Annotated in this window: 1 protein-coding gene; it reads left to right on the top strand. The window is 52.5% G+C overall.

The genetic code is table 11. The features are described 5' to 3' along the window. Window positions 1–674: hypothetical protein (locus K5Q73_RS21915; protein ID WP_220766197.1), on the top strand; the 674-nt coding region annotated here is incomplete at both ends.

Raw genomic sequence — 674 nt, 5'->3', positions numbered from 1 at the left:
GATATTTATTACCAACGCTATTTCAGGAAGGAAAAAGAGGAGAGAGGAGAAGGGAGGGAAGAGGAAGGGAAGAGAAGGGAGGAAGAGAAAAGAGGGGGGAAGGAGGGGGAGAAAAAAAGAGGAAGGAAGGGGGGAGAAAGGGAGGGAAGAAAAGAGGAAAGAGAGGGAGGAGGAAAGAAGGAGGAGAGAGGAAGGAAAGAAAGGGGAGGGAGAGGAGAGAGAGGGGGAGAGGGGGAGGGAAGGAGGAAAGAAGGGCAGCGGGGAAAGGAAAAGCAAAAGGGGGAAAGAGGGAAAGAAGGGGAAAAGGAAGAGGGAGGAGGAGAGAAGAGGGAAAAGGGAAGGGAAAAAGGAAGGGGAAGGAAGGGGGGAGAAGAAAGAAGAGAGGGGAGGGGAGAAAAGAGAAAGAGAGAGAAGGAAGGGAAGAAGAGGAAGAAAGGAGAAGGAGGAAGAGGAAGAGGGAGAGGAGGGAAAGAAAAAGAAGAGGAGAGGGAGGAAGGAGGAGAGGAAGGGAAAGAGGGGGGAAGGGAAGGGGAGGAGGGAGGAGGAGGGAAAGGGGAGAGGGAAAGGGGAAGGGGAAAAAAAGGAGGAGGGGAAGGAAGGGAAAGAAAGGAGGAAGGAGGAAGGAGGAGAAAAGGAAGAAGGGAAAGGGGCAGAAAGATGTGGTAGAGGCTATT

This window comes from Shewanella sp. MBTL60-112-B2 (assembly GCF_019655055.1).
Classification (GTDB): Bacteria; Pseudomonadota; Gammaproteobacteria; order Enterobacterales; family Shewanellaceae; genus Shewanella.
The sequence above is the reverse complement of the archived record's forward strand: the minus strand, read 5'-3'. Positions and strand labels throughout refer to the sequence as shown.